The following is a 26,384-nucleotide window of genomic DNA, read 5'->3' as shown; positions in this document are numbered from 1 at the left end:
AGGTTTCCCATGTACGTGCCGCCACATTTCAAGATCGACGAGCTTGGCGCGATTCACGCCACGATAAGGGCGTCGCGGCTTGCGACGCTGGTCACCGCGACCGCCGACGGGCTGATGGGCACGCCGCTGCCGCTGATCCTCGACGAGCGCGAGGGCGACTACGGCACCCTGTACGGTCACGTCGCACGGCCCAATCCGCAGTGGCAGGCGCCTGCGCTTGGCGAGGCGATGGCGATCTTCACCGGGCCCGACGCCTATGTGACGCCGTCCTGGTACGTGACCAAGGCCGAGCACGGCAAGGTGGTGCCGACCTGGAACTACGTCGCCGTCCACGCCTATGGGCCCGCCGAGTTCTTCGAGGATGCGGATCGTCTGCTCGACGTCGTGACGCGGCTGACCAATCTGCACGAGAGTTCGCGCGCGGAGGTCTGGCAGGTCAGCGATGCGCCGGCCGATTTCATCAAGGCTCAACTGCGCGGAATCGTCGGCATCCGGATGCCGATCACGCGGATCGACGCCAAGAAGAAGATGAGCCAGAACCGCAAGCTCGAGGATCGCGCGGGCGTCGTCGCCGGGCTCGGCGCCAGCGACAATCCGGTCGACCGCGAGGTCGCGGCGATGATCCCGATGAATTGAGGCGCGAATGCCTGCAATGGAATTGTACGTCGCATTCGCGATCACGACCGCGACCTTTGCGCTGATCCCGGGCCCGGCCATGCTCTACGCTGCAGCTCGCACGCTGGCAGGCGGCCGGCGCGCAGGCCTGATGGCCTCGCTCGGCCTGCATCTCGGCGGTTACGTCCATGTGGTCGCCGCGGCCGCCGGCCTTGCATTGCTGTTTCATGCGGTACCGCCGCTGTTCATGGCGATGAAGCTCGCCGGCGCGGCCTATCTGGTCTGGCTTGGGCTGTCGCTGTTCCGTGATCGCGACCATCAAGCGCGACCCGACCTTGCGCCACTCACCGTGAAGCGCGCGTTTGCGCAAAGCGTCGTCGTCGAGGTGCTGAATCCGAAGACCGCGATCTTCTTCCTGGCGTTCCTGCCGCAATTTGTCGACGCCTCGGCAAGCCTGCTGGTCTGGGCCCAGCTCGTCGTGCTCGGCACCGTCGTCAATCTGACATTCTCGCTGGTCGACATCGTCTGCGTGGTCTTCGCCAGCGCCGTGATGTCGAAGCTGCGGCGCTCGCACCGGTCGCAGCGGATCATGCAGCGGATCGGCGGCAGCATCCTGGTCGCGCTCGGGGCGCGGCTCGCCTTCCAGGACCGCTAGGCCCGCTGCGCCATCAATTCCTCATGGTGAGGAGCCAAAGCGCGTCTCTGGACGATGCTGCGCATCGCCAGGCGAACCATGAGGCCCGTCTGTGGCCTACATCCTTCGAGACGCCCGCTATGCGGGCGCCTCAGGATGAGGGTCAGGGCGCCTACGAAGCGGTCAAACGTCAGCGCAAAATAAAAACGCCCCCGCGATGGGGGCGTTTGCATCTGACCGCGATGGCGATCGATACGGACTTTAGTCCTTCTTGAGGAAGCCCGAAAACTTCTTCTGGAACCGGGACACGCGGCCGCCGCGGTCCATGATCTGCTGGGTGCCGCCGGTCCAGGCCGGGTGCGACTTGGGGTCGATGTCGAGGTTCAGCGTATCGCCTTCCTTGCCCCAGGTCGAGCGGGTCAGGTACTCGGTGCCGTCGGTCATGACGACCTTAATCGTATGATAATTCGGATGAATATCGGCTTTCATGGCAGTTCCTTCGGCGCGCCGGCGCCCGTCTCAAGATGTCACGGATACGGGATTTGGGCGGCTCTATAACGCAAGGGACCCCCTAAAACAAGCCAAGAAACGGGCTTAAGCCTATCACTGCATTGGGACTTTACCGGATTTGCCAGCCGGGGGTCGGCGGGCCTATCTGGGGGCAGAGAAACCGGTCCAGAATTCATGAGCGTAGCCGAACAGCTTGAGACCCCTCACGGCGCCCCGCAGCCTCCGCGCGATGCGCTGCTCGAGGAGGAAGCCTTCATCGAGAGCCAACTGACGGAGCCGGCGAAGGGCCGCGCCCGCCTGAAGCCCTTGCTCGCGCTCGCGCCCTATGTGGCCCGCTACAAGGGGCGTGCGGTCCTCGCCTTCATCGCGCTGACGGTCGCGGCCCTTACCACGTTGATCGTGCCGGTCGCGGTCCGACGGATGATCGATCTGGGCTTCACGCCGGAAGGCATCGCGATGATCAACAGCTATTTCAGCGTGATGATCGCGGTCGTTGCGGTGCTGGCCTGTGCCAGCGCCTCGCGTTACTACCTCGTCATGACGATCGGCGAGCGCATCGTCGCTGATCTCCGGCGCGACGTATTCGCGCATCTGATTTCGCTGTCGCCGTCGTTCTTCGATTCCGCGCGCTCGGGCGAACTGGTGTCGCGGCTCACCGCTGACACCACGCAGATCAAGTCCGCGGTCGGTGCCTCCGTCTCGATCGCGCTGCGCAACCTGATGCTGTTCATCGGTGCGGCCAGCATGATGGTGATCACGAGCCCGCGGCTCTCCGGCTTCGTGCTGCTGGCGATCCCGATCATCGTGCTTCCGCTGGTCGCGTTCGGGCGCTGGGTGCGTCGGCTGTCGCGCAATGCCCAGGATACGCTGGCCGACGCCAGCGCCTATGCGTCCGAGCTCGTCGCCGCGATCCGCACCGTGCAGGCCTACACCAGCGAGCGGTTCGCCAGGACGCGCTTCAGCCGCGAGGTCGAGCAGGCCTATGAGGCGGCGCGCAGCTCGACCAAGGCGCGCGCGGTGCTGACGCTGATCATCATCTTCATCGTATTCACGAGCGTCGTCGTGATCCTCTGGGTCGGCTCGCACGACGTGCTGGTCGGCACGATCAGCCCGGGCCGGCTCGGGCAATTCATCCTTTACGCCGCGTTCGCCGCAACCGGCCTCGGCCAGCTCAGCGAGGTCTGGGGCGAGATTTCGGCCGCATCAGGCGCGGCCGAGCGGTTGTTCGAGATCCTGCGCGTCAGGCCGGCGATCACCGCTCCCGCCGCGCCGCGCGCACTGCCGCAGCCGCCGCGCGGCGATGTCGGCTTCGACCAGGTCAGCTTCGCCTATCCGACCCGGCCCAAGGTGCTCGCGGTCGACGGCGTGTCGCTGTCGGTGCGCTCGGGCGAGAAGGTTGCGATTGTCGGTCCCTCCGGCGCCGGCAAGAGCACATTGTTCCATCTCCTGCTGCGTTTCTACGATCCGAAGTCGGGCACGATCTCGCTCGACGGCGTGCCGATCCGCGAGGCGGATCCGACCGGTGTGCGCGCGCGCATCGCGCTGGTGCCGCAGGAGTCCGTCGTGTTCGCCGCCAGCGCGCGCGAGAACATCCGGTTCGGCCGTCCTGATGCCACGGATGCCGAGGTCGAGCGCGCCGCAGATCTCGCGCATGCCAGCGAATTCCTGCGCCGCTTGCCCGGCGGCTTTGAGGCTCAGCTCGGCGAGCGCGGCGTGACGCTCTCGGGCGGCCAGCGCCAGCGCATCGCGATCGCGCGCGCGATCCTGCGCGATGCGCCGCTGCTCCTGCTCGACGAGGCGACCTCGGCGCTCGACGCCGAAAGCGAGACGCTGGTGCAGACCGCGCTCGAGGAGTTGATGCGCCACCGCACCACGCTTGTCATCGCGCACCGTCTCGCCACCGTCCTGTCCTGCGACCGCATCCTGGTGATGGACCAGGGCAAGATCGTCGAGCAGGGCACCCACGCCGAGCTGGTCGCCGCCAACGGCCTCTACGCACGGCTGGCGCGGCTGCAGTTCGAGGGGATCTGAACACGCGCTGTCGCGGCAGGACACGCGGCCTGGCGCTGCCTGCGCTCGCGTGAGGGGCGATTGCCTTACACCATGTCACGACGATCCCGACGCGGATGTCGCGATAGATGCGATGCATTTTTGTGTCTTGGCCCGGCATGGGACCGGTCGTAAGCCTTTAGCGAAGCGGCCGGCCTGGGGACCGCGGTTCCGGACAATGCGGGGAGTGGCGATATGGGCGGTTTGGTGATCAGCGGCGGCCGGGTGGTGGATCCGGCCAGCGGGATGGACGCCGTCGGCGACGTGGCGGTGCTGGACGGCCGGATCGCCGCGGTGGGGACCGGGCTGGGCAGCGCTGAGCGGCAGATCGACGCGAGCGGACTTGTTGTCGCTCCCGGCTTCATCGATCTGCACGCGCATGGCCAGACGATTCCGGCCGATCGCATGCAGGCGTTCGACGGGGTGACGACGACGCTCGACCTCGAGGCCGGCGTGCTGCCGGTCGCGTCCTGGTACCGCCGCCAGGCCGAGAAAGGACGGGTGCTGAACTACGGCGCTGCCGCCAACTGGGCCTTCGCGCGCATCGGCGCGATGACCGGCTCCAATGAGGAAAGCTCGCTGGAGTCGTTCGGCAGGGCCATGCGCGACCGCCGTTGGATCGAGAACGTGGCGAGCGAGACTGAGGTGGCCGGTATTCTCGACCGCCTCGGCAACGGGCTGAACGAGGGCGGCATCGGGATCGGCATTCTCAACGCCTATGCCCCGGGCGCCGGTGTGCAGGAGCTGACGGCGGTGTGCCAGCTGGCGGCGACGCATGGCGTGCCGACCTTCACCCATGTCGCCTACATGTCCCGCATCGACCCGGAAAGCGCGGCCGAGGCCTATATCCGGCTGATCGGCTATGCCGGCGCCACCGGCGCGCATATGCACATCTGCCATTTCAACTCATCCAGCAAGACGGATGTCGAGCGCTGCTCCGCGCTGATCGCGAAGGCGCAGGCGCAAGGCCTGCCGATCACGGTGGAGGCCTATCCCTACGGCACCGGCTCCACCGTGCTGGCGGCAACCTTCTTCAGCGATCCCCAATTCGAGGAGCGCAACGGCCTCGGCTACGATTCGGTGCAGCGCGTGACCGACGGTCACCGCTTCGGCAGCCGCGAGGAGCTGCTGACTGCGCAGGCCGAAGAGCCGTCCACGCTGGTGCTGTGGCATGTGCTTGACATCGAGAACAACCCGTACCACCGCAACCTCCTGGACATCTCGGTGCTGTATCCCGGCGGCGCAATCGCGTCCGACGCGATGCCTTGGACATTATCGAACGGCAAGGTCTACACCGGCGATGCCTGGCCGTTGCCGGATGATGCAACGTCGCATCCGCGATCGGCGGGCTGCTTCACGCGCTTCATCCGCGAGTGGGTGCGCGAGCGGAGGGCGGTGTCGCTGCTCGAAGGCATCCGCAAATGCGCGCTGATCCCGGCGGAGATCCTGGCCGCCAGCACGCCGGCGATGCGCGCGAAGGGCAGGCTGCAGGTGGGCGCGGATGCCGATATCGTGGTGTTCGACTACGAGAGCTTAAGCGATCGCGCGACCTTCACTGCGATGAACCGCCCGGCCGAAGGCGTGCGCCACCTCGTGGTCAGCGGCCAGCCGTTGATCTCCGACGGCGTTCTCGATGTGACGGCGCGGCCCGGCCGGCCGGTGCGCCGGCCCGTCACTGCCGAGAGCTGATCGTGCCGGTCCCGATCCTGCTGGTTGTGGGCTTTCTGGGGGCGGGCAAGACCACGGTCGTGAACCATCTGCTGGCGCATGCGCAGGGCCGGCGGATCGCCGCCGTGGTCAACGATTTCGGCGCGATCAACATCGACGCCGAGCTGATCGCCGGCACGAGCGACGGCGTGGCGAGCCTGAGCAATGGCTGCATCTGTTGCTCGCTGGAGGGCGATCTCATTCGCACGCTTGCCACGCTGTTGCGGCGTGATCCGCGCCCCGAGTTCATCGTGATCGAAACTAGCGGCGTGGCTGATCCTTCCGACGTCGTGCGCAATCTGATGGACCCGGTGATCTGGCGGGAGGCGCCGCTGGAAACCGTGCTGTGCGTGGTGGACGCGACGCAGCCCGCGGCCAGGCTCGACGATGCGCTGCTGCGATCGCAACTGCGCGCGGCCGACGTGGTGGCGCTGAGCAAGGTGGATCTGGCGAGCGCGGAGCAGTGCGCTCGGATACGCGATGCGGTGCGGGCGCTACGTCCTGCGGCGGTGGTGGTCGATGCTCTCAATGGCGAGGTGCCCACGGCGCTGCTGTTCCCTGCGGACCTCGATCGCCCGCCATCGCCGCGCGAGACGGAGCCGCGCCGGCCCGTGGTTGATCGGTTCGAGACGCTGAACTGGACGTCGGAACGGCCGGTGCGGTTGCCGCGATTACAGCAGGCCATCAGCCGGCTGGCGCCAAAGCTCGCGCGGGCGAAGGGATTGTTCGAGACGGTGGAGCAGCCCGGACGCTTGATGGTGTTTCAGCTTGCCGGTGGACGCGCGACGCTGGCGGCGGGTGAGGCGCCGGCGCCGGGCGTGCCGCGCACACGAATTGTGTTCATCGCCGAGATGGGCGTTCTGTCGCGCGCCGAGATCGACGCGATCATGGAAGCGTGCGTCGAGCCCGGCTGACGTCAGGCGGGCGGATCGGTCCGTCGTGCGGCGAGGTCCGCGTTCCGCGACCGCAGCCCGTGTGAGCCGCGCGCCGTGGCCGCGGCATTGGATCACGATCGTCGCTTGAGGATGTAGCTGTCCATGATCCAGCCGTGCCGTTCGCGCGCCTCTCGCCGCACGGCGACGATGCGAGGGCCCACTTCGGCCAGCTTACCCGCGATGGTGATCTGATCGGGCATGCCGAGATAGGCGCCCCACCAGATGTATAGTCCTGCAGGATCCAGCGTCTGGAAGGCCGCGCCGCCGTCGAGCATCACAACGACAGTATCCACAGCCGAGGGCCAGCCGGCGTCGCGCAGCCGCCGCCCGGTCGTGACCAGGAACGGCTCGCCGATCTCGTTGAGCGGCAGCGCATGCGCCGCGCACAGCGCCTGGATCGATGTGATACCCGGCACCACTTCGATCTTGGGCAACGGATCGAGCCGTTGCGCGATCCGCAGACTGGAATCGTATAACGACGGATCGCCCCAGATCAGCAGGGCAACGCGCCCCTCGCGTCCGAGATGATCAGCGATTTCCCGCGACCACGCTGCCGCGACCGCATCGTGCCAATCGTCCACGCCCTTGCGGTAGTCCTCCTCGCCGGCGTCGCGCACCGGCAGGTCGAACTCCGCAATGCGCGTCCGGTCATTGGTCAGCACCTCGGCGCAAATGGTCCGGCGCAACTCGGCAAGGTCTGATTTCGCGCTGCCCTTGCGCGGGATCAGGATCAGATCGGCGGCGTTGATGGCGCCGATCGCCGCGCGCGTGAGCTGGGCGGGATCGCCGCAACCGATGCCGATCAGGAAAAGCTTCAACATGACCGCATCACGCGTGATCGCCGGCCAGCGGACCGAACAGAATGACCGTTGCCGCAGTCGCTGGGCCCGCATTTGTGAGCTGCTCGGCGAGTTCTGCGATCGTGGTGCGGGCAAGCTGCTGGTCGGCACGGCCCAGCGATTCGCCAAACAGCGCGGGCGTATCGGGCGAGAGCCCGTGCGCGATCAGCTTCGCGGCCAGGGCCGGGAACGTGCGTCGCCCCATGTAGACAACGGTCGTCGCCTCCGGGTCGGCCAGTGCCGCCAAGTTCAAGTTCGCCGGCAACTCGCCGGTGACATCGGCTCCGGTCACGAACTGGACGCGGCGCGAGGTATGTCGTCGCGTCAACGGAATGCCGGCCTGCGCGGCCGCGACGCAGGCGGAGGTGACGCCGGGAACGATCTCGTAACCGATGCCTGCCGCGCGCAGCGCCTCGATCTCTTCTTCGAGCCGGCCGAAGATTCCTGCATCTCCCGATTTCAGGCGCACGACGCGCGCGCCGGTGGAGGCGTAATCGATCAGCAGGCGGTTGAGATGCTGCTGATTGGTCGATCGACGGCCGGCGCGCTTGCCGACAGCGACGAGATTGGCGCCGGACCGCGCAAGGTCGAGGATCGTGCCCGACGCGAGATCGTCATAGAGCACCACGTCGGCGTCGCGCAGGCGCGCGGCGCCTTTCACCGTCAGAAGCTCGGGGTCGCCGGGGCCGGCCGAGACAAAGGAGACGAAGCCGCTCACCGGTCCTCCGCTATCAGATGGAAGAATGTCCCGGTCGCATGACGGCGCCGCGAGCCGGTTTCCGCAACGATCGTGCCGGTCGCATCGCGGACCACCGCCAGGGGCGTATCGGGCTGCGAGATGATCGTGGAATAGTGGAATTCGTGGCCGCGCAGGCACGTGCCTGGGCGGTGCCCCGGCATCGGTTCGGCAAGCTCGGCGAGCCGGTAGCCCAGATGCATGCGACGCTTGGCATAACTGGTCTCCAGGCCGAGCAGCCCCGCCATCGCGTGGCGCACGCCGTCGGCATCGGTCAAGGCACTGCCCAGCACCATATAGCCTCCGCATTCGCCATGCACGGAGCGCGTCTCGGCAAAGGCCCGCAGGCTTCCGAGAAATCGCGTGTTGGCCGCGATTCTGCCGGCGTGCAGTTCGGGATAGCCGCCCGGCAGCCAGCACACATCGGCGCTCGCATTGGGGCCTTCGTCGGCAAGCGGCGAGAACATCGTGATCTCGGCACCGGCCTTGCGCCACGCTTCCAGCATGTGCGGATAGATGAAGGAGAATGCGGCGTCGCGCGCCAAGGCGATGCGTTGTCCGGGCGGATTGATCGCGAATCCGTGGACGGCTGGTTGCGGCGACCAGGCGCGGGCCGATTGCAGCACGGCATCCAGATCGACATGCTCGGCGACGAAGCGCGCCGCCTCCGCGATCAAGCCATCCACCTCCGTTTGCTCCTCGGCCTGCACCAGGCCCAGGTGACGCTTCGGCAGGGTGATCTCGGCGTGGCGGGGCAGCGCACCGAACACGGGAATGCCGGCGCCCGCCATGGCATGGCGCAGCAGGTCCTCGTGGCGCGGGCTCGCGACGCGATTGAGCACGACGCCGGCAAGCGTCACGCCGGCACGGAAGCCGCGCAATCCCGCGGCGACCGCGGCCGCCGTTTGCGCCTGGCCCGTCGGATCGATCACCAGCAATACCGGCCACCCCGTCAGTTCGGCGATATCGGCGGTGGCGCCGGTGCCGGAGGCACCACGCATCGCGACGCCGTCGAACAGGCCCATGGAGCCTTCGGCCAAAACGAGATCGGCATCCGCGCCACGGCTCGCCAGATGCAGGATTGCATCGCTCGGCATGGCCCAGCTGTCGACATTGACGGAGACACGTCCGGTGGCGACCGCATGAAAGGCGGGATCAATATAGTCGGGCCCGCTCTTCAGGCATTGCACCTTCAGCCCGCGATTCCGGTAGACGCGGGCCAGCGCCAGCGTCAGCGTCGTTTTGCCGACGCTGGATGCGGGCGCCGAGATGACAAGCCCTGCGGACATCACGATGCCTCGGGAAAGCGCGGCGCCGGACCCAGCGGCCGATAGCGGCGGTCATAGTCGGCGGCGTAGAGCCGGCTCTCGGCGAACTCTTCCGCCCCCAGCGTCCTGCCGACCAGAATCAGCGCAGTCCGCTCCAGTTCGGGACCGACCGCGGCATCGAGCGTCCCGAGTGTCGCGCGCACAATACGTTGATCCGGCCAGCTCGCGCGCCACACGATCGCCACCGGGCAGTCCGCACCATAGTGCGGCGTGAGCTCGGCGATGAGTTTGTCGAGCAGATGGATCGAGAGATGGATGGCGAGCACCGCGCCGGTCGCGGCAAAGGCCGCGAGCGTTTCACCCTCCGGCATCGCGCTGGCCCTGCCAGGCGTGCGCGTCAACACCACGGATTGCGCAAGGCCGGGCAGCGTCAGCTCCGTCTCGAGCGCGGCCGCCGCGGCGGAGAAGGCCGGCACGCCGGGCGTGATCGTATAGGGAATCTGCAGCACGCGCAGGCGGCGCAATTGCTCGCCCATCGCCGACCAGATCGAGAGATCGCCGGAATGCAGCCGCGCGACATCCTTGCCGTCCGCGTGCGCGGCAGCGATCTCCGCGATGATCGCGTCGAGCGACAGCGGCGCGGTGTTGACGATGCGCGCGTTCGGCGGGCAATGCGCCAGCACGCCTTCGGGCACCAGCGAGCCGGCATAGAGGCAGACTGGACAGGAGGCGATGAGATCGCGCCCGCGCAAGGTCAGCAAATCGGCAGCGCCCGGTCCTGCTCCGATGAAATGCACCGTCATTCGCCGTCTCCTTCCGCGATCGCCGCGGTGGCCATCCGATCCTGTGAAACGGTCCGCGCCGCAATCAGGCGGGCGCCGCGCCCTGCGGCTGCGACCGCCGCAGCTTCGGCGATCGAGCCCGTGCCGAACCTTTCCTTGATGAGGTCGGACTGTGTCACGGTGACGATCTCGGCCAACATATCGGCAGGAATACTCCTGATCGCTAGACCCAGTTCGTGCGCCAGCGACTTCAGCACGGGCGCGTCGGCCTTGTCACTCACCGTCGCGACGGCCGCAAGGCCTTCGAAGCCGCCGGCCGCGCGGAGTGCTTCGCGCAGCGAGGCGAGCGTGGTATCGCGCCTGAATCCGAGTCCTGCGACCTTCATTTGACCGCGCTCCATTGCACGATTGGCCGGTCGGCTTTCCAGGAGCGGTACTTGCCGAGCGGGTCTGCATGGGCGATCTCGACCCGCATCAACTCGCCGCCATGGCGCTGATGCAGGTCGGCGAGCAGGGCCTCCGTCTCCAGGGTCACGGCATGCGCAACCAGCCGGGTTCCCGGCGCGATGCGCGACCAGACGGCATCGAACATCGCGGCATCGAGGCCGCCGCCGAGGAAGACGGCGTCCGGCGTCGCGAGGCTCGGCAGGATGTCGGGCGCCGCTCCCTCGATCACGGTGATCCGGTGCGTCAATCCAAAGCTTTCGGCGTTGCTGCGGATGTTCGCCGCGCGATCGCCGCGTGCCTCAATGGCGATCGCCGTCCCGCCGCAGAAAGCCCATTCGATCGAGATCGAACCGGAGCCCGCGCCGATGTCCCACAATCTCTCGCCGGACCGTGGTGCAAGCGCCGACAGCGCAAGCGCGCGGATCGGCCGCTTCGTGAGCTGCCCATCGTGCACGAAGAGTGTATCCGGAAGACCCGAGCTGCGCGCGATGCCTTGTGATCCCGTAGCCTCCAGCGCAACCGCGACCAGGCTCTCGGTCGGATCGGAGACGTAGCCGTCCGCACGATGTTGCGTGACACATTCGCGCGGGCCGCCCAGCGCGGAAAGGCTCCACATCGGTGACGGTCCCCAGCCCCGTTCGGAGAACCAGCGCGCGAGATCGCCCGCCGCCTTGCCGTCGCGCACCAGGCAGATGATCCTTGCGCCGAGCGCAAGGTGCTGCAACAACCGTTCGAATGGCGCGGCGTGAAGACCAAGGCAGACGACGTTCTCGAGGCGCCAGCCCAGACGCGCCGCCGCAAGCGAGAACGTCGATGGTGCGGAGTGGGCGACCCATTCGGCGGGCTCGAGCTTCTCCGTCAGGCTACCGCCCACGCCATGCCAGAACGGATCACCCGAGGCGAGCACCGCGGTCGGACGGCCGCGGCAGCTCAGCACGATCTCCGCATCGAACGGAACGGGCCATGCACGGCCGCGCTCGGTGATCCCGGCCAGAGCGAGGTGACGTTCACCGCCGAACACTGTCTCGGCGTCGCGGAGCGCCTTTCGACTTGCTTCGGAGAGGCCGGCAAGGCCATCTTCGCCGATGCCGATGATGGTCAACCAGGGATTACCCATGATGCGCGCCCTGATTCTGGGCGGAACCGCCGACGCCAATCTGCTCGCCGAGAAAATCGCGCAAGCAGGGCTCGAGGCGATCTACTCCTATGGCGGCCGCACCCGCGCGCCTGCCGGCCAGAAGCTGCCGATCCGCATCGGCGGCTTCGGCGGTGCCGGCGGTCTCGCGGACTATCTTCGCCGCGAGGGCATCACGCATGTGATCGACGCGACCCATCCCTTCGCGGCCGAGATGAGCCGCAATGCTGTTATGGCGTGCGCAGAAACTGGAACGCCGCTGCTCGCGCTTGAGCGCGCGCCTTGGGTCAAGACATCCAGCGACAACTGGATCGACGTCGCGGACATCACCTCCGCCGTCGCGGCCTTGCCGGAGCGCCGCGCCCGCGTGTTTCTCGCCATCGGCCGTCAGCACATCTCGCCTTTCAGTGCGAGGCCGCAGCATGCCTATACGTTGCGGTTCGTCGATCCTCCCGAGGGCGCGCTGCCACTGCCCGATGCCGACGTCATCGTGTCGCGCGGACCGTTCACGCTCGACGGCGAGCTGGAGATGATGCGCGCGCGCGCCATCGAATGGATCGTCGCCCGCAATTCCGGCGGGGCGGGTGCGCGTGCCAAGATCGATGCCGGCCGCATGCTCGGCCTTCCCGTGATCATGCTCGCGCGGCCACAACTGCCCGAGAGGCTGCGGGTGAAAAGCGTCGCCGAAGTGATGGAATGGCTCGGTCATCGCGCATGCCTCGGCGCATAGACCCAGCGGCCGACGCGGCGCGTCGCTGAATTGCCGACGATCACCAGCGTTCGCATGTCGGCCATTTCGGGCCTCGCCTGATGCAGCCTGACCGTTTCAATCCGCTGATCGGGCGTGCTGACCGCCCGTGCGAACACCACGATGCGCTCGCCGCAACCGGCTTCTCGCAAAATCTCGAGCGCGCGGCCGAAGCCCTCGGGCCGGCTTGCCGAGCGTGGATTGTACATCGCGATCGCGAAATCGGCTTCCGCGGCGAGCCGCAGGCGCTTCTCGATCACAGGCCACGGTTTCAGATTGTCGGAGAGATTGATCGCGCAAAAGTCATGGCCAAGCGGCGCGCCCGCGCCCGCCGCCGCCGCCAGCATCGCCGTCACGCCGGGCAGAACCCGAATGGGCAGGTCGCGCCATTGCGGGGAGGCCTCGAGCGCCTCGAACACGGCGGACGCCATCGCAAAGACGCCGGGATCGCCCGACGACACCACGACGACATGGCGCCCTTCGGACGCGAGTCGCAGCGCTTCGCTGGCGCGCTGCAACTCCACGCGGTTGTCGGACGGATGCAGCGTCAGCCCGTCGCGCGGACGCACGCGCGCGACATAGGGCGCATAGCCGATGATGTCGGTTGCAGCCGCAAGCGCCGCGGAGACTTCCGGCGTGATCAGGGCTTCGTCGCCCGGTCCCAGTCCCGCGATGGTCAAGGTCCCGGTCATTCCGCTGATCCCCCGCGGCGGCCCTGCCCATGCACCAGCACGATCGCAAAGTAGGGGCAGTCGGCCGCGTCGAGATCCACGAGCCGCGCGACGCGTTGAGCCGGCATGGTGCCGCGTTCGACCAGCCATGCCTCATTGAGGCGGCCGGCGGACGTCAGCGCGCGGCGAACCTTCGTCAGATTGCGTCCGGTCTTCATGATGACCAGCGCGTCGGAATTGCGCATCCGCTGCTCGAGCTCCGCTTCCGGCAGCGTGCCCATCAGGACGGTCGTGACGTCGTCGCCGAGCGCGATCGGCTGGCCGACGGCATTCCAGCAGCCCGCCATTCCGGGAATGCCGGCGATCACCTCGATTTCGACGCGGCCCTGCAAGCGCGAATGCAGGTGCATGAACGAACCGTAGAAATAGGGGTCGCCTTCGCAGAGCACGACGATGTCGACCGCGCGCGCCAGTCGCGCCAGGCGCTCCGTCCATTCGTCATAGAACGATGCCAGCAGCCGGGCATAGTCCGGGCTGTCGAACGCGATCTCCGTGGTGACCGGATACTCCATCGGATATTCGCAGACATCAGCGGCGAGCAGCCCCTCGACGATGCGGCGGGCCTGGCCGGGATGGCCCTTCTTGCGGAAATAGGCGACATGTCTCGCCCCGCGCACTGTGCGGTCGGCGCGCACGCTCATCAGGTCCGGATCGCCTGGCCCGAGGCCACAGCAGATGATGCGCCCCATCGTTATTCGCTCCGGCTCGCCAACGCGTTGACGGCGGCAACCGTGATCGCCGAGCCGCCAAGGCGTCCCTCGACCGTCAGCGCGGGCGCGGGCGGATCGGCCATCAGCGCCGCCTTGGATTCGGCGGCGCCGACAAAGCCGACCGGGCAGCCGATGATCGCCGCCGGCCTTGGACAATCCGGCTGCTCCAGCATGTTGAGCAGATGGAACAAGGCGGTCGGCGCGTTGCCGATGGCGACGATCGCGCCGGCCAGATGCGGCCGCCACAGCTCAAGCGCCGCCGCGGAGCGCGTGTTGCGCATGGATTGCGCGAGCGAGGGAACGGCGGGGTCGCCGAGCGTGCAGATGACGGCGTTGCCGGCCGGCAGGCGCGCTCGCGTAATTCCTTCCGACACCATGCGCGCGTCGCAGAAGATCGGCGCGCCGCTCTGCAGGGCGGCCCGTGCAGCGGTGGCCATGCCGGGCGTGAAGCGAATATGCGCTTCGAGTCCCACCATGCCGGCGGCATGGATCATGCGCACAACCACCGGCTCCTCGTCGGGCGTGAAGCGGGCGAGGTCGGCCTCGGACCGGATGGTCGCAAAGGATTGCCGATAGATCGCGGCCCCGTCGGTTTCATAGCTATGTGGCATCAGCGGCCTCCCACCAATGCGGAGGGATCGGCAACGATGCTGGCGACGCTCAGTCCACGCATCACAGGCATATCTCGCGTCGAGCCGTTTCGGACAAGGTCAAAACCCTCGCGTGTTGCAACGAGCGTGATCATGGCCGGACCGGAATGCGCACAACCCTTGGCGCAGCCGGAGACATGGAGCCTTGCATCGGCCGGAATAAGCGGTGCAAGCGCTGATGCCAAGGCGCGCGTGTCGGCATGCGCCTCACGGCAGCGCGGCGCACCGCTGCAAGCGATCACGCGGAGCGCCGGATCGTCGGGGCGCGTGATCAGGTCTGCTTCATGGGGCATCTCGCGCATCCCTTCCGCCAGCAGCATCCGCCACGGCGTCAAGCGAAGGGCTTCTGCGTTAGCGGCGAGGCGGCGCAGCGTTCCATGCGGCACTTGACCGAATGCAACCCCGACCATCGCGCCCGGCGCATAAAGACCGGGAAGCGGATCGGCCGCGCGAGGCGCCGGTTCGGCGTCGCCGCGAAGCGCATCGGGCAGACGTGCGCCGGTAGCGATATGGGCTACCATCCGCCGCCTGTCGCCGTTGGCGCAACCCGAGGCGACGAACCATTCGGCCAGCGCGAGCGCGACCTGCACGGCCTCGCTCCGTGTGACGCAACGGCCGAACCTTGCGCCATCGGCGCGCACCAGCAGCCCGCCGGCGGGATCGCGCTCGATCCGTACGTCCGCGGACGCTCCGGCCAGCACCCGCGCGTGGCCGTCATCGATTGCAAAGCCAAACTTGGTCGGAAGATCGAGCGAAGCGCTAGCAAGACCGAGCTCAAGTTCGGCGGCGAGCGCGCAACTATCATCGCCTTCAGTCCAGAACGGCGTCACCAGAACGTTGCGCCGCGCTTCGGTCTCCGGATCCGGATCGAGCAATCCGAGCCGCGCGAGCCCGTCGATCAGGAGCAGGTGGCCGCGATCGCCGACCCCGCGGATCTGGAGGTTGGCGCGGCTGGTCAGATCGATCAGCCCGTTGCCGTGCTGTCCGGCCAGATCGGCGATTCCGGCTGCCTGCGCAGCGTCCAGCCGTCCGCCGCGCGGGCGAATGCGTACCACGAGCCCGTCGCCCGACTGCATCGGTCGCAGCGCGCCGGGGCACCAGCCCTTGATCGCGACGGTGCTCATGACGCCTCCCGCAGCGCGGCCGCGATCGAATTGCGCCGCGTCTTCCAGAGTGCGGCCTCATGCAAGCGCGTGAAACACGTTTCCATCGCTGCCAGCGCCGCCGGATTTTCACGCGCCATGAATGCGCGAACGTCGCCGTTGCCCAGCGTCGCATCATAATAGAGATCGAACAGATGCGGCGGCACCGCGCCGGCAAGATGGGCAAAGGCCGCCATGTGTTCGAGCGTCGCGGTGATCTCGGCCGCGCCGCGAAAGCCGTGACGCATCATCCCCGCGATCCAGGCCGGGTTGGCGGCGCGCGCACGCACCACCCGCGAGATCTCCTCGGTCAGCAACCGGGCATGCGGCCGATCCGGCCGCGTCGCGTCGAGGTGATAGAGCGATGGAGCCTTCGCGCCGACGCGCTGGGCCGCCGCGGCGACGCCGGCCTCATGCGCGGCATAGTCCGCCGCAAGCAGCAGATCGGTCTCCGGCAGATCCTGGGTATGGACAAAGGCATCGGCCGCGGCGAGCCTGGCCTCGATGCCGGCGCGGTCCGGCCGCATTTCGCCATCGGCGGCGAATGCAAAGGATGATGCCGACAGCCAGGCTTCCCCGGCGGCTTCGCGGGATTCCTGTGTGAAGACATCCAGCGTCGAACCGGCCCCAACCCCATATTGCCCCGGACGAGGTCCGAACACGCGCGAGACGCGCCGCGTATAGGGATTTTCGTCGCCTTCCTCGCGGCGCTCGGACAGCGCCTCGGCCGAGGCCTCGAACAACTGGGCGAGACCTGAGAAGACGTCGCGGAACAGCCCCGACACGCGCAGCGTGACGTCGATGCGCGGCCGGCCGAGCTCTGCCGGCGCGATGATGTCGTAGCCCGAGACCCGGCCCGAGGCGTGATCCCAGCGCGGCGCGAGGCCGGCGAGATGCAGGGCCATCGCGAAGTCCTCGCCGGCGGTGCGCATCGTCGACGAACCCCAGAGATCGACGACGAGGCCTTTCGGCCAGTCGCCCTGGTCTTGCAGATGACGGCGCAACAATTCCTCGGCAAGCTTGACGCCTTGCGCATGCGCCGACGGCGTCGGCACCGCGCGCGGGTCGACGGCAAACAGATTGCGTCCGGTCGGCAGCACGTCGCGGCGCCCGCGATACGGCGAGCCCGAGGGTCCCGGCGCAATGTGTCGGCCGGAAAGCGCATCGCGCAGCGCACGCTTCTCCGCCTCGCCGCATGCGCCTTCGCCGAACACATGCAGCCCGTCGCCGAACTGGCTCTCCTTGAGATCGCAGACGAAGCGGTCGATCTGTGGAATGGCCTCGGGCGCCGACACCGATGCGGCGAGACCCAGATCGTCCTCCAGCCCGGCGAGGCGCGCTTCCTCGCGGATTGCCGCAATCAGGCGCTGGCGCCGCGCGGGATCGAGGCCGTCGGCGGTCGAATATTCATCAAGCAGCTGTTCGAGCCGGCGCAGGCCTTCCGGCAATGCGGCGTTCGTTAGCGGTGGCGGCAGGTGGCCGATCGTGACCGCGCCGATCCTCCGCTTGGCCTGAGCCGCTTCGCCGGGATCGTTGACGATGAAAGGATAGATCACCGGCAGATCTCCGATCAACGCCTCCGGCCAGCAGCAGGACGACAGCGCGACCGATTTGCCCGGCAGCCATTCGAGCGTCCCATGCGCGCCCATGTGCACGATGGCGTCGATACCCTGCTGCCTGAGCCAGAGGTAAAACGCGACATAGGCGTGGCGTGGCGTACGCGAGAGATCGTGATAGTCGGCGTCGCGCTTGCCGACGTCGCCGCGCTCCGGCTGAACGGCGATGAAGGATTTGCCGCATCGTATCGCCGCGAATTGAAATTCGCCGCTGTGGCAATCGGGATCATGCTCCGGCGCGCCCCAGGCGTTCGCGAGGTCGTCCTGAAGCTGGCGCGGAAGGCCGGCCAGCGACGCGCGATAGTCGGCGACGCTCCATGTCAATTTCTGCTGCCGCAGAACCTCGCCGAGTGACTCCACCGCCTCGACGTCGAACCCGGCGACCGCGAGATCGGACAGCAGCACATCGACGGAGGCGAGGGCATCGAGCCCGACCGCATGCGCGATCTGGTGGGGGCGGCCAGGATAGTTCGAGAGCACGACGGCGAGCCGTTTCTCGTGCGTCGGCTTATTCGCAAGCCGGTGCCAGGCGGCGACGCGCGCGGCCACAGCGGTGATACGCTCGTCGTCCGGCCGGTGCGCAAGACGCGCAAACTGGAGATCGGGATCGCGCTCGCCGGGAGACTTGAAGCTCACGACGCCCGCAAACACGCGGCCGTCGACCTCCGGCAACACCACGTGCATCGCCAGATCGCCGGGGGAAAGACCGCGAAGTGACTCCGCCCAATCGTCGCGCCGCGCTGTCGACAGGGCGACCTGGAACACCGGGCAGGATGCGGAATCGAACGGCGTCGTACCGTCGTCGCCGACCGCGGAGAAGGCGGTCGCGTTGACGATGGCGGCGGGAGGGCACTGCGCAAACTGGGTGCGCACCCAATCGGCGACGCCCGCTGCCTTCAGCGAGCTGACGAACACGCCGTAAGCATCAAAGCCCTTCTGCCGCAGCGCGCCGATCAACGCGTCGACCGGCGCCGTGTCGCCGGCCGCGAGATAGGAACGATAGAAGGTCACCAGCGCCCGCGGCCGGTTGTCTGGTGCCGGCAGCGTCGCGACGGCACCGAGCCCGGGATCGTAGACTCCGATCTCCGGAAGATCGATCTCGCCGACGACCGGGCCGGCATAGAGCCCCGACGCCAGCGCGAGCTGGGCGATCACGGCCTGCGCCGCAACGGGACCGCCCTTGTCGCAGAGCACCTTGAGCCGTCGCAGCGTAGAGACCGGCAGGGTAGAGAATTCATCCAGCCGCAGGTCATCCCGGCCATCCGCCGGCAGCACCGCAAATGCGATGTTGCGCTCTCTTGCCAGGCGATGCAGCGCGGCCAGCCCATATGACCAGTAGGGTTCGCCCCCGATCAGGCGCACGAGGATGCCGCGCGCCTGCGACAATGTCCGTTCGATATAGGTGTCGACCGACAGGGGGTGGCGCAGGTCCGCCAGATTCGCGAGCCGCAACGACGGCAGCGACCCGCAGCCGCGCCGCCAGCCGGATGCGAACGCGGCAAGATCGCTGTCGGAAAACGAGAGCACCACGAGATCGGCCGGATCCTGGCCGAGGTCCCTTGGTGTCGCGGTCTCGTCAAGACCGCGGCTCTCGCGGAAGACGACGTGCATCAGACACCAAGTCGCGCCCTGATGGCGGCCTCATCGATATCGCCGTGTTCGCCGATTACGACCAGCTTCGACTGCCTCGGCCGCACGCCCCAAGCCAGGTCGAACTGATGCCTCACGCGCTCGCCGACCGATTGCACCAGCAGGCGCATCGGCTTGCCCGCGATCGCGATATAGCCCTTGGCGCGCAGCACATTCTGCTCGCGCGCCAGTCCCTTGATCGATGCGACCAGCGCATCGACATCGGAAACTTCCGGGAGGTCGATCACCACGGAATTGAAATCATTGTGTTCGTGCTCGTCCTCGCCATCGTGGTGAGACGGACGTGCCGCGAGGTCGTCTTCGGCAGCGGCCTCGAGACCCAGGATCACGCGTGCGTCGACCGCGCCGTCGACGACCGGCAACATCGGCACCTGCCGCGGCATTTCGGCTGCGATCGCCAGCCTGGCCGCTTCGAGGCCCTCGGAGCCGGCGAGATCCGCCTTGGTCAGCAGCACGATGTCGGCGCAGGCGATCTGGTCCTCGAACACCTCCGACAGCGGCGTCTCGTGATCGAGATTGTCGTCAGCCGCGCGCTGCGCGTCGACCGCGGCCGGGTCGGGCGCAAAGCGGCCGGCGGCAACGGCCTCCGCATCGGCCAGTGCGATCACGCCATCGACCGTGATCCGCGAACGGATCTCCGGCCAGTCGAACGCCTTCAGCAGCGGCTTCGGCAAAGCGAGCCCCGATGTCTCGATCACGATATGGTCGGGTCTCACGCGGCGCGCGAGCAATTGCTCCATCGCCGGGATAAAATCGTCGGCGACGGTGCAGCAGATGCAGCCATTGGCGAGTTCGACGATATTTTCGCTCGGGCAGTTGGCATCGGCGCAGGATTTCAGGATCTCCCCATCGACGCCTTCGCTGCCGAACTCGTTCACCAGCACCGCAAGCTTCTTGCCGTTGGCGTTTTTGAGCAGATGCTGGATCAGCGTCGTCTTGCCCGATCCGAGGAAGCCGGTGACAACGGTGACGGGCACCTTGGTGAGCGTGTTCATTCTGCGGCCTCTGGCACAACGACTATGGGTGGAATGCGGGCGAGCGATTGCTTGCGAAAGATCTGCGGACGGCTGCGCCACGGCACGATGCCGTCGGGTGCCGCGGCATAGGCGGACGCACCGGCGATCACATCCGTCGCATTGGCCGCGGACAGGCGGCCATAGACGTAGGACCATCGTCCCGGCGCGCTGAGCGCGACCGAGCAGCCCTGGCTGCACGCCGACAGGCATTCGACTGGAACCAGATTGACGCCATCAGGCACGCCGGCGTCGAGAATCGCCGCATGCAGCCGCGCGCCGGGCGTGGTCTCACCTTCCGCGAGCGTCTGGCCGGCACGGCAGGTGATGCAGACATGAAGTGTAACGCTCATCGCCCTTCCTGATTGACAGCGGGAGGCGATGAGGCACACGAACCGATCGATGGAAAGGTTCGTTCCCCGTCGCGGAACACCCCGTCCGCTGGTCTCAACTGCCGCGCTGGCAGGTCTCCCGGCTTGCGGAGCAGGGGGCTTCCCTTCGATCCCCGCCTTCCCGATTCCGTTGGGAATCAGTGGCTTTGGGCATCTCTCCGGTCACGGTCGCGGGGGCGGCTGCGCTTTGGGCCGACTTGAGCCCTATCGCATTCCCTCTTCGCCTGTCGTAGGACAGGCACCAACGCAGGGCCCACCATTCGTCCAAGCCCGGAACTTGTCAAGCCGAAGGAACGTCAGATGATGTCTGAACGAGATGCCGCCGAGGACGAAGCCGGCGGCTCCGAGGCTGCGCTGGATGCCCGCCATGCCGCCAAGATGGCCAAGAAGAAGGTCGCCCGTGATCGAATCATGGCTACCAAGAGCGGTGAGAAGGGACTGATCATCGTTCATACCGGGGCCGGGAAGGGAAAATCATCCTCCGCCTTTGGCATGATCGTCCGCTGCGTGGCGCACGGTTTCCCCTGCGCGGTCGTGCAATTCATCAAGGGCGCCTGGGATACCGGCGAACGCCGCCTGCTGACCGGGCATTTCGGCGACCTCTGTCAATTCCACGCGATGGGTGAAGGCTTCACCTGGGAAACGCAGGATCGTGCGCGCGATATTGCCGCCGCGCAAGCCGGCTGGGAGAAGGCCAAGCAACTGATTTCCGATCCAAGCTTGCGCATGGTCGTGCTCGACGAGATCAACATCGCGCTCCGTTACGATTATCTGGCGATCGCCGATGTCGTCGATTTTCTGAAGACGTCGAAGCCGCCGATGACGCATGTCGTGCTCACCGGGCGCAACGCCAAGGAGGAGTTGATCGAGATCGCCGACCTCGTCACCGAGATGACGCTTGTGAAGCATCCGTTCCGGTCCGGCATCAAGGCCCAACCGGGCGTCGAGTTCTGACAGCATAGCCGGGCACGCAAAGGCGATGGCGCGCACATTGATGATCCAGGGGGCGGGCTCGGACGTCGGCAAGTCGCTGATCGTCGCGGGCTTGGCGCGCGCGGCCAAGCGACGCGGCCTGCGCGTGCTGCCGTTCAAGCCGCAGAACATGTCGAACAACGCGGCCGTCACCGTCGATGGCGGCGAGATCGGACGCGCGCAGGCGCTGCAGGCACTTGCCGCCGGCGTCGAACCGCATACCGACATGAACCCGGTGCTGCTGAAGCCGGAGAGCGATGTCGGCGCCCAGATCATCGTGCAGGGCAAGCGCGTCGCAACGGCGCGCGCCCGGGAATATGCCGCGATGAAGCCCTCATTGATGGATGCCGTGCTGGAGAGTTTCGCGCGGCTGAAGGATCGCGCCGATCTCGTGCTGGTCGAAGGGGCCGGCAGTCCTGCGGAAGTCAACCTGCGCAAGGCCGACATCGCGAATATGGGCTTTGCCCGCAAGGCCGACGTCCCGGTCGTGCTGATCGGCGACATCGATCGCGGCGGCGTCATTGCGCAGCTCGTCGGCATCAAGGCGGTGATCGATCCCGAGGACGCCGCGATGATCTGCGGCTTCGTCATCAACAAGTTTCGTGGCGACCCGACGCTGTTCGACGACGGCTACCGGCTGATCGAGGCCCGCACGTCATGGCGCGGGTTTGGCGTGCTGCCCTGGTTCGTCCGCGCCGGCGAGCTTCCGGCCGAAGATGCGTTTGGGCTCCGCGAGGCGCGCAAGCCCGGCCAGTGCAAGATCGCGTTTCTTGCGCTGTCGCGCATCGCCAATTTCGACGATCTCGATCCGCTCAAGCTCGAACCGGGCGTCGATCTCGTGATGGTGCGTCCCGGCGAAGCCATTCCGGGCGACGCCAGGCTCGTCATCCTGCCCGGCTCGAAATCGACGCGCAGCGATCTCGCCTTCCTGCGCGCACAGGGCTGGGACATCGATCTTCTGGCACATCGTCGCCGCGGCGGGCATGTGTTGGGGCTGTGCGGCGGATACCAGATGCTCGGACACAGCGTGGCCGACCCGGACGGGATCGAAGGCTCCGCCGGCGAAACGCGCGGCCTCGGACTTCTTGATGTTGCGACCGTCATGACCGAGCAGAAGACGCTGACACGCGTCGACGCCGTCCATGCCGCCACCGGTCAACCGATCAGCGCCTACGAGATCCACATCGGCCACACCGACGGCCCGGATCGGGCCCGGCCGTTCGCGTTTGTTGACGGCGCGCCGGAAGGCGCTGTGTCCGGCGATGGACGCGTCCACGGCAGCTATCTGCACGGCCTGTTCGCGTCAGACGATTTCCGCAAGGCTTTCCTCGCGCAACTCGACATTCCCGCCGCGGATCAGGCGTACGGCGCCAGGGTTGATGGCGCGCTCAATGCGCTCGCCGATCACATCGAAGCCCATCTCGACGTCGACGGGCTGCTTGCATTGGCGCGGTGAATCGTCAGCGCGACAACGCCGCGGCGAGGCGGGACCATTCCGTCTCGCTTCCGGGCAGGCCGAGGCGCAGCCATCCCGGGCGTTGCTCGAAGACACGTGACCAGATCTGGCCGTGGGCCAGCCTCTCCTGCGCGGCGAGAGCGTCGCCGGTCTCGTAGAGCCGGAATAAGGGCGTGCCGCCGACCAGTGTCCAACCCTGCGATCGCACCGCCGCGTCGAGCCTGAGGCTGTCGCTCGCCAGACGCGTGGACGTGGCCGTCTTCCAGGTACTGTCGCGCAATGCGCGTCGTCCGATCGCAATCGCAGCACCGGAAACCGGCCATGGGCCCGCCATCGCCGCAAGCGCTGCGATCTCCTGCGCGCTGCCGATCACGAAGCCGAGCCGCAGACCGGCGAGCCCGTAGAATTTTCCGAACGAACGCAGGATCAGGAGCCCAATGCGCCCAGCCTCTGATGCAAGCGACAGGCCGGGTACGGCGTCGGCGAAACTCTCATCGATCACGAGCCGGCCGACACGCGGCAGAAGCGCCAGCAGCTTATTGCGATCGTGGCGTCGCCCGTCGGGATTGTTGGGATTGACGACCACGGCGAGATCGGCGCCCGCGAGGGCTTCGAGATCGGACACCTCGGCGACGTCCCAGCTGGAGGCCGAAAGAACTGCGGCGTACTCATTATACGTCGGCGCAAGTATGCGCGCCCGGCCGCGACACGACACATGCGGCAGCAACTGAATGGCCGCTTGCGCGCCACCCAGCGCGACGATCGGCGCATCGGTGGCGTAGGCGTGCCGTGCCGCGTCATGGAGCGATTCGATGTCGGTTCGCGATGGCAACGCGCTCCACAGGGGCGGCTCCACGTCGACCGACGGATAGGGCAGCCGGTTGATCCCGGTCGACAGGTCGATCCAGTCTTCCGTGCCTCCGCCGAAACGGCGCTGCGCGACATCAAGATTTCCACCATGCTCAGGCATTGAGTTGCTCCTCACACGAAAGCCAGGATCGCGAGCACCCCGGCCAACAGCATCATCGCGCGACGATAGAGATTCAGTCCCCGGCGGATATCGACGGCGACGGGATCGCGCGCGTCCTTGTTCAGCCAGGGCTCGTTCGCCGTGCTGCCGTGGTAGATGCGCGGACCGCTGAGCCGCACGCCGAGCGCGCCGGCCATGGCGGCTTCCGGCCAGCCGGCGTTCGGCGAGCGATGGCGGCTCGCGTCTCGCAACATGCATGACCACGCCTGCGAGAGCCGCGGGGCGAGCAGCACGAAAAGGAGACCGGTGAGGCGCGCCGGGATGAGATTGGCGAGATCGTCGATGCGGGCCGCGGCCCAGCCAAAAACCCCGTGCCGCGCGGTGCGGTGGCCGATCATGGAATCCAGCGTGTTGATCGCCTTGTAACCGACAATGCCGGGCAGCCCGAACAGCGCGCCCCAAAACACCGGCGCGACGATTCCGTCGGACGCATTCTCGGCCAGGCTCTCGATCGTCGCGCGCGCAATGCCGGCATCATCAAGCGTTGCGGGATCGCGCCCGACGATGCGCGATACCGCCATGCGCGCACCGGCGATATCGCCGGCCGCCAGCAGGTCTGCGACCGCAGCGACGTGGTCGTGGAGCGAACGCAAGGCAACCAGCGGCCATGCCAGAAGTCCGACCAGGACGATGCGGGTCCAGCCTGCGGGGAGCACGATCTGAATCGCCCAAGCGAGTCCCGCTGCCACCGCGATCACCAGAGTTGCGGCCGCGATACCTGCCGCGCGACGCAGCGCGGGCGGAGCAGATGTCCGGTTCCAGCCGGTATCGACGGCGCTGATCAGCCGGCCAAGCCAGGTCACGGGATGGCCGACACGCGCGAACAGCCACGCCGGCCAGCCGATCAGAGCATCCACAACCATGGCCACCGCCATCGCTCCCGCAAAGCTCACGCACCATCTCCCGCCTCGACCTCTCCTGATGCGCAAGACCCCGCGTGAGCGCAAGCCCTGCGCGACCGATTTCGGCTTTGTCTTTCACCGCGTTTGGTGATTAGTGCTGGCCCGACAGGAGATCATGATGGCCGTCATTCTGATAACGGGCGGAGCTCGATCGGGAAAAAGCCGGCGCGCCGAGCTCCGCGCGCGCTCGTTTTCCGGGCAGCCCGTTTATATTGCCACGGCAGAAGCCCTCGATGCGGAGATGGTTGAGCGCATCGCCAGCCACCGCGCGCGGCGAGGCAACGACTGGATCGAACGGGAGGTGCCGCTCGACCTCGTCGAGGCACTGGTCGAGACCGACGGTGGCGGCGCCAGGCTTGTCGATTGCCTCACGCTGTGGCTCTCAAACCTTCTTCATGCGGAGCGCGACTGGTCACGTGAGATTGATCGCCTTGCTGCCGCGCTGCCGCGCCAGCACAGCCCTGTCGTCATGGTGACCAACGAGGTCGGCCTCGGCATCGTGCCCGACAATGCGCTCGCGCGGGCCTTTCGCGATGCTGCCGGCCTCATGAATCAGACCATTGCTGGCGTGGCAGACGAAGTGGAATTTGTCGTGGCAGGCTTGCCGATGAAGCTCAAATGAGGCATCGCATCGCGCTTCGCAAAAGCCCGGCGTGCCCGATCGGTGATATGCTTGGCGCGTTCGCGCGGCTTGGCAGGATCACAATCCTGCTGCCAGCTGCTCTCCTCAAGACCGGACGACGATCCTGATGATCTCATTCGACGATACGTTTCGCCGGCAACTGCACGAATTGTTCGTGTGGCGCCGCGACGTGCGGCGCTTTCGGAGAGATCCGCTGCCGCACGGCACCCTGGAGCGGCTGATCGAGACGGCCTGCCTTTCGCCGTCGGTCGGCCTCAGCCAGCCGTGGCGGTTCGTCATCGTCGAGGACAAGGCGAGGCGCAGCGCGGTGCTCGATGACTTCAAGGCCTGCAATGCAGAGGCGTTGCAGTCCTATTCGGGCGAGCGCGCAGCAAAGTATGCGGCGCTCAAGCTGTCGGGCCTGGAAGAGGCTCCGGGCCATCTGGCCGTGTTCGCGGAAAAGACGAGCAGCATTGGTTCGGGCCTCGGACGCGCGACGATGCCAGAAACGACCGAATATTCCGTCGTCGCCGCCATCTGCTCGATGTGGCTTGCCGCGCGTGCGGAAGGCATTGGACTGGGCTGGGTGTCGATCCTCAATCCGGTCCGCATCCACGACATTCTCGACGTGCCGGTGTCCTGGAAGTTCATCGGCTATCTCTGTATCGGTTACCCCGAGACAGAGTGCGACCGGCCGGAGCTCGAGCAGGCGAAATGGGAATCGCGACGAAGCTCGGGTGAGTTCACAGTTCGACGCTGACGGTCCGCGTCGCCGCGCTTTGGCGTTTCGTTGCGAAGGCCTACTCCACTACAGGAGTACTCTGAGTTAGAGCGGTCGCGGCCGAATTGTTGACAGTTGTTTCCAAATAAAACTATGTTGATCGCGACGGTTCTCCTTCGGGAGATCAAAAGGGAATGCGGTGCGGGTGTGAGCCCAAGGCCGTAGCTGTCCCCGCAACTGTAAACGGCGAGCCTTTCGTCAATGTGCCACTGGGCCAAGCTGCCCGGGAAGGCGTCGACAGGCGATAACCCGTGAGCCAGGAGACCTGCCGTCAGTCGTGGTCACACGCGAGCACATCGGGCGGGGCGTCCT

The 26,384-nt window shown here is 67.0% G+C and carries 26 protein-coding genes and 2 riboswitches; of the genes, 10 read left to right on the top strand and 16 right to left on the bottom strand.

The genetic code is table 11. The annotated features are described in order from the left end of the window. The first annotated feature begins 9 nt into the window (after positions 1–9). Both MTX19_RS37660 and MTX19_RS37655 read left to right on the top strand, forming a co-directional pair. Positions 10–636 (top strand): FMN-binding negative transcriptional regulator, encoded by a 627-nt coding sequence (locus tag MTX19_RS37660; protein ID WP_280981679.1) that lies wholly within the window; start codon positions 10–12, stop codon positions 634–636. A gap of 7 nt (positions 637–643) precedes the next feature. After that, positions 644–1,270: a LysE family translocator gene (locus MTX19_RS37655; RefSeq protein WP_280981678.1), complete on the top strand. Its 627-nt coding sequence runs from the start codon at positions 644–646 to the stop codon at positions 1,268–1,270. A 240-nt stretch (positions 1,271–1,510) separates the two neighbouring features. Here the strand turns inward: MTX19_RS37655 and rpmE are convergent, their stop codons facing one another. After that, positions 1,511–1,738 carry a 50S ribosomal protein L31 gene (gene rpmE / locus MTX19_RS37650; protein ID WP_280981677.1) on the bottom strand — a complete coding sequence of 76 codons (228 nt, stop codon included), beginning with the start codon at positions 1,736–1,738 and terminating at the stop codon, positions 1,511–1,513. Positions 1,739–1,933: 195 nt separating this feature from the next. On the opposite strand from rpmE, the gene MTX19_RS37645 reads away from it, so the two are divergent. The 3 genes from MTX19_RS37645 to MTX19_RS37635 all read left to right on the top strand — a co-directional run bounded on the left by MTX19_RS37645 (position 1,934) and on the right by MTX19_RS37635 (position 6,429). Next, positions 1,934–3,790: an ABC transporter ATP-binding protein/permease gene (locus tag MTX19_RS37645; RefSeq protein ID WP_280985747.1), complete on the top strand. Its 1,857-nt coding sequence runs from the start codon at positions 1,934–1,936 to the stop codon at positions 3,788–3,790. Positions 3,791–4,003: 213 nt separating this feature from the next. Continuing rightward, positions 4,004–5,497, top strand: coding sequence for an amidohydrolase family protein (locus MTX19_RS37640; RefSeq protein ID WP_280981675.1), 1,494 nt, complete (start codon positions 4,004–4,006; stop codon positions 5,495–5,497). Positions 5,498–5,499: 2 nt separating this feature from the next. Beyond that, a complete protein-coding gene (locus tag MTX19_RS37635; RefSeq protein ID WP_280981674.1) occupies positions 5,500–6,429 on the top strand; it encodes a GTP-binding protein in 930 nt (309 codons plus the stop codon). A 92-nt stretch (positions 6,430–6,521) separates the two neighbouring features. Here MTX19_RS37635 and cobF read toward each other — a convergent pair whose 3' ends face one another. Genes cobF through cbiE form a run of 6 tightly spaced genes read right to left on the bottom strand, consistent with a single transcriptional unit; the run spans position 6,522 to position 11,639 of the window. Continuing rightward, the gene (cobF, locus tag MTX19_RS37630) at positions 6,522–7,271 is read right to left on the bottom strand and encodes a precorrin-6A synthase (deacetylating) (protein ID WP_280981673.1); all 750 of its coding nucleotides are present in this window, start codon (positions 7,269–7,271) and stop codon (positions 6,522–6,524) included. 7 nt (positions 7,272–7,278) lie between these two features. Beyond that, positions 7,279–8,007 (bottom strand): uroporphyrinogen-III C-methyltransferase, encoded by a 729-nt coding sequence (cobA, locus tag MTX19_RS37625; protein ID WP_280981672.1) that lies wholly within the window; start codon positions 8,005–8,007, stop codon positions 7,279–7,281. After that, entirely contained in the window at positions 8,004–9,314 is a 1,311-nt protein-coding gene (locus MTX19_RS37620) for a cobyrinate a,c-diamide synthase (RefSeq protein WP_280981671.1), read from the bottom strand. Before MTX19_RS37620 ends, cobA begins: the two co-directional genes overlap by 4 nt. Continuing rightward, positions 9,314–10,096: a precorrin-4 C(11)-methyltransferase gene (gene cobM, locus MTX19_RS37615; RefSeq protein WP_280981670.1), complete on the bottom strand. Its 783-nt coding sequence runs from the start codon at positions 10,094–10,096 to the stop codon at positions 9,314–9,316. The genes MTX19_RS37620 and cobM overlap by 1 nt, the downstream gene beginning before the upstream one ends. Further along, entirely contained in the window at positions 10,093–10,461 is a 369-nt protein-coding gene (locus MTX19_RS37610; RefSeq protein ID WP_280981669.1) for a cobalamin biosynthesis protein, read from the bottom strand. Before MTX19_RS37610 ends, cobM begins: the two co-directional genes overlap by 4 nt. Next, entirely contained in the window at positions 10,458–11,639 is a 1,182-nt protein-coding gene (gene cbiE, locus MTX19_RS37605; RefSeq protein ID WP_280981668.1) for a precorrin-6y C5,15-methyltransferase (decarboxylating) subunit CbiE, read from the bottom strand. Before cbiE ends, MTX19_RS37610 begins: the two co-directional genes overlap by 4 nt. On the opposite strand from cbiE, the gene MTX19_RS37600 reads away from it, so the two are divergent. After that, positions 11,638–12,387 carry a cobalt-precorrin-6A reductase gene (locus MTX19_RS37600; RefSeq protein ID WP_280981667.1) on the top strand — a complete coding sequence of 250 codons (750 nt, stop codon included), beginning with the start codon at positions 11,638–11,640 and terminating at the stop codon, positions 12,385–12,387. The two genes, cbiE and MTX19_RS37600, sit on opposite strands and share 2 nt — an antisense overlap. Here MTX19_RS37600 and cobJ read toward each other — a convergent pair. From cobJ to MTX19_RS37565, 7 genes are read right to left on the bottom strand one after another with little or no spacing between them, the layout of a single operon-like run. Further along, the gene (gene cobJ, locus MTX19_RS37595; protein ID WP_280981666.1) at positions 12,363–13,097 is read right to left on the bottom strand and encodes a precorrin-3B C(17)-methyltransferase; all 735 of its coding nucleotides are present in this window, start codon (positions 13,095–13,097) and stop codon (positions 12,363–12,365) included. The two genes, MTX19_RS37600 and cobJ, sit on opposite strands and share 25 nt — an antisense overlap. Continuing rightward, positions 13,094–13,825: a precorrin-2 C(20)-methyltransferase gene (locus MTX19_RS37590; RefSeq protein WP_280981665.1), complete on the bottom strand. Its 732-nt coding sequence runs from the start codon at positions 13,823–13,825 to the stop codon at positions 13,094–13,096. Before MTX19_RS37590 ends, cobJ begins: the two co-directional genes overlap by 4 nt. A gap of 2 nt (positions 13,826–13,827) precedes the next feature. Further along, positions 13,828–14,457: a precorrin-8X methylmutase gene (locus MTX19_RS37585; protein ID WP_280981664.1), complete on the bottom strand. Its 630-nt coding sequence runs from the start codon at positions 14,455–14,457 to the stop codon at positions 13,828–13,830. Then, the gene (gene cobG / locus MTX19_RS37580; RefSeq protein ID WP_280981663.1) at positions 14,457–15,620 is read right to left on the bottom strand and encodes a precorrin-3B synthase; all 1,164 of its coding nucleotides are present in this window, start codon (positions 15,618–15,620) and stop codon (positions 14,457–14,459) included. The genes MTX19_RS37585 and cobG overlap by 1 nt, the downstream gene beginning before the upstream one ends. Beyond that, positions 15,617–18,865 (bottom strand): cobaltochelatase subunit CobN, encoded by a 3,249-nt coding sequence (gene cobN, locus MTX19_RS37575; RefSeq protein ID WP_280981662.1) that lies wholly within the window; start codon positions 18,863–18,865, stop codon positions 15,617–15,619. Before cobN ends, cobG begins: the two co-directional genes overlap by 4 nt. Beyond that, a complete protein-coding gene (cobW, locus tag MTX19_RS37570; RefSeq protein ID WP_280981661.1) occupies positions 18,865–19,899 on the bottom strand; it encodes a cobalamin biosynthesis protein CobW in 1,035 nt (344 codons plus the stop codon). Before cobW ends, cobN begins: the two co-directional genes overlap by 1 nt. Then, a complete protein-coding gene (locus MTX19_RS37565; RefSeq protein WP_280981660.1) occupies positions 19,896–20,270 on the bottom strand; it encodes a DUF1636 domain-containing protein in 375 nt (124 codons plus the stop codon). The genes cobW and MTX19_RS37565 overlap by 4 nt, the downstream gene beginning before the upstream one ends. Positions 20,271–20,360: 90 nt before the next feature. Beyond that, positions 20,361–20,570, bottom strand: a riboswitch (cobalamin riboswitch). A 42-nt stretch (positions 20,571–20,612) separates the two neighbouring features. Here MTX19_RS37565 and cobO point away from each other — a divergent pair. Then, a complete protein-coding gene (gene cobO / locus MTX19_RS37560; protein ID WP_280984626.1) occupies positions 20,613–21,263 on the top strand; it encodes a cob(I)yrinic acid a,c-diamide adenosyltransferase in 651 nt (216 codons plus the stop codon). Positions 21,264–21,288: 25 nt separating this feature from the next. Then, positions 21,289–22,737, top strand: coding sequence for a cobyric acid synthase (locus tag MTX19_RS37555; RefSeq protein ID WP_280981659.1), 1,449 nt, complete (start codon positions 21,289–21,291; stop codon positions 22,735–22,737). A gap of 4 nt (positions 22,738–22,741) precedes the next feature. On the opposite strand, the gene cobD is transcribed toward MTX19_RS37555, so the two are convergent. Together cobD and cbiB are read right to left on the bottom strand one after the other, a co-directional pair. Then, a complete protein-coding gene (gene cobD, locus MTX19_RS37550; RefSeq protein WP_280981658.1) occupies positions 22,742–23,707 on the bottom strand; it encodes a threonine-phosphate decarboxylase CobD in 966 nt (321 codons plus the stop codon). 11 nt (positions 23,708–23,718) lie between these two features. Beyond that, a complete protein-coding gene (gene cbiB, locus MTX19_RS37545) occupies positions 23,719–24,660 on the bottom strand; it encodes an adenosylcobinamide-phosphate synthase CbiB (RefSeq protein ID WP_280985746.1) in 942 nt (313 codons plus the stop codon). A gap of 127 nt (positions 24,661–24,787) precedes the next feature. Here cbiB and cobU point away from each other — a divergent pair, with 127 nt between their 5' ends. Beyond that, a complete protein-coding gene (gene cobU, locus MTX19_RS37540) occupies positions 24,788–25,291 on the top strand; it encodes a bifunctional adenosylcobinamide kinase/adenosylcobinamide-phosphate guanylyltransferase (protein WP_280981657.1) in 504 nt (167 codons plus the stop codon). A 127-nt stretch (positions 25,292–25,418) separates the two neighbouring features. Continuing rightward, positions 25,419–26,051: a 5,6-dimethylbenzimidazole synthase gene (bluB, locus tag MTX19_RS37535; protein ID WP_280981656.1), complete on the top strand. Its 633-nt coding sequence runs from the start codon at positions 25,419–25,421 to the stop codon at positions 26,049–26,051. A gap of 110 nt (positions 26,052–26,161) precedes the next feature. After that, a riboswitch (cobalamin riboswitch) is annotated at positions 26,162–26,360 on the top strand. Positions 26,361–26,384 lie beyond the last annotated feature (24 nt).

Source organism: Bradyrhizobium sp. ISRA464 (genome assembly GCF_029910095.1).
GTDB lineage: Bacteria > Pseudomonadota > Alphaproteobacteria > Rhizobiales > Xanthobacteraceae > Bradyrhizobium.
The sequence above is the reverse complement of the archived record's forward strand: the minus strand, read 5'-3'. Positions and strand labels throughout refer to the sequence as shown.

Bases quoted from the DNA above. Each gene is read 5' to 3' on its own strand.
- cobN (WP_280981662.1), bottom strand. From the start codon at position 18,865: ATGCACGTCGTCTTCCGCGAGAGCCGCGGTCTTGACGAGACCGCGACA.
- cobM (WP_280981670.1), bottom strand. From the start codon at position 10,096: ATGACGGTGCATTTCATCGGAGCAGGACCGGGCGCTGCCGATTTGCTG.
- cobG (WP_280981663.1), bottom strand. From the start codon at position 15,620: ATGAGCACCGTCGCGATCAAGGGCTGGTGCCCCGGCGCGCTGCGACCG.
- MTX19_RS37600 (WP_280981667.1), top strand. From the start codon at position 11,638: ATGATGCGCGCCCTGATTCTGGGCGGAACCGCCGACGCCAATCTGCTC.
- MTX19_RS37660 (WP_280981679.1), top strand. From the start codon at position 10: ATGTACGTGCCGCCACATTTCAAGATCGACGAGCTTGGCGCGATTCAC.
- MTX19_RS37655 (WP_280981678.1), top strand. From the start codon at position 644: ATGCCTGCAATGGAATTGTACGTCGCATTCGCGATCACGACCGCGACC.
- MTX19_RS37640 (WP_280981675.1), top strand. From the start codon at position 4,004: ATGGGCGGTTTGGTGATCAGCGGCGGCCGGGTGGTGGATCCGGCCAGC.
- rpmE (WP_280981677.1), bottom strand. From the start codon at position 1,738: ATGAAAGCCGATATTCATCCGAATTATCATACGATTAAGGTCGTCATG.
- MTX19_RS37610 (WP_280981669.1), bottom strand. From the start codon at position 10,461: ATGAAGGTCGCAGGACTCGGATTCAGGCGCGATACCACGCTCGCCTCG.
- MTX19_RS37590 (WP_280981665.1), bottom strand. From the start codon at position 13,825: ATGGGGCGCATCATCTGCTGTGGCCTCGGGCCAGGCGATCCGGACCTG.
- MTX19_RS37585 (WP_280981664.1), bottom strand. From the start codon at position 14,457: ATGCCACATAGCTATGAAACCGACGGGGCCGCGATCTATCGGCAATCC.
- cobF (WP_280981673.1), bottom strand. From the start codon at position 7,271: ATGTTGAAGCTTTTCCTGATCGGCATCGGTTGCGGCGATCCCGCCCAG.
- bluB (WP_280981656.1), top strand. From the start codon at position 25,419: ATGATCTCATTCGACGATACGTTTCGCCGGCAACTGCACGAATTGTTC.
- cbiE (WP_280981668.1), bottom strand. From the start codon at position 11,639: ATGGGTAATCCCTGGTTGACCATCATCGGCATCGGCGAAGATGGCCTT.
- cobJ (WP_280981666.1), bottom strand. From the start codon at position 13,097: ATGACCGGGACCTTGACCATCGCGGGACTGGGACCGGGCGACGAAGCC.
- MTX19_RS37555 (WP_280981659.1), top strand. From the start codon at position 21,289: ATGGCGCGCACATTGATGATCCAGGGGGCGGGCTCGGACGTCGGCAAG.
- MTX19_RS37620 (WP_280981671.1), bottom strand. From the start codon at position 9,314: ATGTCCGCAGGGCTTGTCATCTCGGCGCCCGCATCCAGCGTCGGCAAA.
- cobU (WP_280981657.1), top strand. From the start codon at position 24,788: ATGGCCGTCATTCTGATAACGGGCGGAGCTCGATCGGGAAAAAGCCGG.
- MTX19_RS37565 (WP_280981660.1), bottom strand. From the start codon at position 20,270: ATGAGCGTTACACTTCATGTCTGCATCACCTGCCGTGCCGGCCAGACG.
- cobO (WP_280984626.1), top strand. From the start codon at position 20,613: ATGTCTGAACGAGATGCCGCCGAGGACGAAGCCGGCGGCTCCGAGGCT.
- cobW (WP_280981661.1), bottom strand. From the start codon at position 19,899: ATGAACACGCTCACCAAGGTGCCCGTCACCGTTGTCACCGGCTTCCTC.
- cobD (WP_280981658.1), bottom strand. From the start codon at position 23,707: ATGCCTGAGCATGGTGGAAATCTTGATGTCGCGCAGCGCCGTTTCGGC.
- MTX19_RS37645 (WP_280985747.1), top strand. From the start codon at position 1,934: ATGAGCGTAGCCGAACAGCTTGAGACCCCTCACGGCGCCCCGCAGCCT.